Source organism: Pseudomonas sp. P7759 (assembly GCF_013386445.1).
In the GTDB taxonomy this organism is placed as follows: Bacteria; Pseudomonadota; Gammaproteobacteria; order Pseudomonadales; family Pseudomonadaceae; genus Aquipseudomonas; species Aquipseudomonas azotoformans_A.
The window spans coordinates 1-2244 of the sequence record NZ_JACART010000132.1 but is presented as its reverse complement, the minus strand read 5'-3'; the positions used below and the strand labels follow the sequence as shown (position 1 = coordinate 2244).

At 62.7% G+C, this 2244-nt stretch carries 1 protein-coding gene and 1 pseudogene; both read right to left on the bottom strand.

The window, feature by feature from the left end; all coding sequences use genetic code 11:
- Positions 1–324 (bottom strand): annotated as a pseudogene (locus HX823_RS31615) (amino acid ABC transporter permease); the annotation flags it as partial.
- 16 nt (positions 325–340) lie between these two features.
- A partial coding sequence (locus HX823_RS31610) for a TonB-dependent siderophore receptor (protein WP_177078569.1) occupies positions 341–2244 on the bottom strand: 1904 nt, incomplete at its 5' end.

The window sequence follows — 2244 nt, the reverse complement described above, 5'->3', positions numbered from 1 at the left end:
CGACAACCGCGCCAACGCCAGCGCGGTACCGAGAATGATGCTGAACACCGTGCTGAGCAGCGTCAGCAACAGCGTCTGCCCCAGCCCACGCAGCACCGACGGCGAGAAGAACCACTGGCCGAACACACCCCATTCCCAGCGCGGGTTGGTGGCCAGGGAATGCACGATGGCCAGCAGTACCAGCGCTGCGAAGATCGACCCGGCCCAGCGCCAGGGGTGCCGCGCGGGCACCACGTGCAGGGCCTTGATCGGCGTGGAGACACGGGCCTGGCGCACCGGGCTGGGCGAGTCAATCAGGTCATAGGGTTTGGCGACGATGGGCATGGTGAATTCCTCGGCCTCAGAAGGCATAGGTCAAGCGGGTGTAGTAGTACCCGCCGGTAAAACCGTAGGGCGAATAGACGCCGTAGCTGCGGACCATGGTGCTGCTCGGCACCCCTTGTTTCTTGGGGTAGATGTCGAACAGGTTCTTGGCGCCGACAGCGATGTTCAGGTCTTTGGTGAGGTTGTAGCCAAGGTCGAGGTCGGTGATCCATTTGGCGGCGTAGATACGGTCCAGGTCGCGATTGGCCGACGAGTTGACCTCTTTGTAGGAGCCGTAGCGGGTCAGGGCCAGGTTCACGTTGAAGCGGTCGATGCTCCAGTCGCCACCGAGGATCAGCTTGGTGCTGGGCTGCACGCCGGTGATCAGGTTGCGCGCCTCGCGGTTCATCAACTCGTAGGAGGTGCCCAGGATGTTGGTGGATTCCTTGTAGTTGAGGATCCGCGTCTGGTTCCAGTTGAACGCAGCGGTCCACTTCACCGCGCCGTACTGGCCGAGGTCCTGGCTGTAGTTGCTGACCAGGTCCAGGCCTTTGGTGCGGGTGTCGGCGCCGTTGATGAAGTACTGGCCGCCGGAGGTGGAGTTGATGCCGTTGTTCTGCAATACCTGGGTGATCTCGGGGCCGAGCAAGGTGCCGGTGAGGGTGATGCGGTCACGCAGGTTGATCACGTAGGCATCGGCGGTGAAGCTCAGGCGGTCGGTGGGCGTGAGGGTGAAACCGAGGCTGAAGTTGGTTGAGCGCTCCGGCTTCAACTCCTGGGCGCCGAGGGCTTGTGCGGCGGCAGAGCCTACGGGCAGCACGCCGTAGTTGATCGACTGGTACACACCGTCGACCACGCCATAGGTGGTCGACCGCGCGCTGAACAGGCTGTTGGCCAAAGACGGAGCGCGGAAGCCGTTGCTCACCGTGGCGCGCACGGCGAATTGCGGGTTGAAGTCATAGCGGGTCGTCAACTTGCCGCTGCGGGTGGCGCCGACGCCCTGGTTGTAGTGCTCATAGCGAAACGCCGTGCCGACGTACCAGTCCGGCACTGGGTTGAAGCCCACATCGACATAACTGGCGAGGCTATTGCGCGAGGCGCTGCTTTCTTCATCCGGCGAAATGCCGTTGGTGACCTGCGCGCCCGACGACGCGCAATTGCCCGGCGCCACGCAGTAGCCGCCATTGGCATAGGACTCATAGTCGCCGGCCTGCACCTCGTAGGTATCGCGCCGATGTTCAAAGCCGACGCTCAGGTCCAAGGGCTTTTGCAGGCCGATATCGAAGCCGCGCTTGAAGTCGAGGTTGGTGGTCAGCTCGGTGGAAATCCAGGTGCCGGAGGTGAAGTGATTCGGCGTGGCCTCGCCCAGCGACGGGTTCTGGTTGTGGGTGGTGCCCTGCTCCGCATCGTTGCGCCCATAGGTGGTGGACAAGTCCCAGTCCCACTCGCCTACCGTGCCTTTACCGCCGAATGCGGCCTGGAAATCGTCTTCATCAATGAACCAGGTCGGCGTGTAGCCACCGGGGTAACCGTTAGGCCCGGTGGTGATGGTGTTAGTGATGGTCGGCAGACGGAAGTTCTGGCCCTGCTCGGCCTTGCGGCGTGAATAGGTGGTGAAGGAGTACAGGCTGAAGCTGTCGTCGATCGGCAGCTCGGCGTTGTAGCCCAGGGTCAGCAGGTTGGTCTTGGGCGTGCCGTAGCCACCATACGTCGAGCGTCCGGCTTGCTCGTAGGCTTGCGCGTAGGTGTAGCCGTTGGCGCTGGCCTTGTTGTCGTCATTCTGGCTGCGGGCGTCCAGGGCCAGTTGGACAATGCCGCCGTTGCCGATCTCGAACCCCTTGTTGAGGCTTTGTTGCACGGTCTGTTTCTTGCCGTCATACCCCTGGCCGACGTTGGTCACCGAAGTGCCGCTGGTGTCGGCCTTGAGGATCACGTTGATCA